The organism is Streptomyces sp. TRM68416 (assembly GCF_014596915.1).
Lineage (GTDB): Bacteria > Actinomycetota > Actinomycetes > Streptomycetales > Streptomycetaceae > Streptomyces.
Genome location: NZ_JACVWU010000109.1, coordinates 1 through 364, shown reverse-complemented (window position 1 = coordinate 364; position 364 = coordinate 1). Strand labels below are relative to the sequence as shown.

Sequence of the window (364 nt, the reverse complement as noted above, 5' to 3'; positions counted from 1 at the left end):
GGACCCGGACGGGCCCTACGGCGACTACTACATGTGGGCCGACGACGACAAGCAGTACGCCGACGCGCGGATCATCTTCGTCGACACCGAGGCCTCGAACTGGACCTTCGACCCGGTCCGGGGACAGTACTTCTTCCATCGGTTCTTCTCCCACCAGCCCGATCTCAACTACGAGAATCCGGCGGTCCAGGAGGAGATCCTGGGCGCCCTGCGCTTCTGGCTGGACCTGGGCATCGACGGCTTCCGCCTGGACGCGGTGCCCTACCTCTACGCGGCTGAGGGCACCAACTGCGAAAACCTTCCGGCTACCCATGACTTCCTCAAGCGGGTGCGCCGCGAGATCGACGCGATGTATCCGGACACG

General features: G+C 64.6%; 1 protein-coding gene. It reads left to right on the top strand.

Going from position 1 to position 364, the window contains the following annotated elements; translation table 11 throughout:
* Nucleotides 1-364, top strand: a 364-nt coding sequence (locus ICC28_RS40160) for an alpha-amylase family glycosyl hydrolase (RefSeq protein ID WP_262928534.1), incomplete at both ends; no start/stop codon positions are given.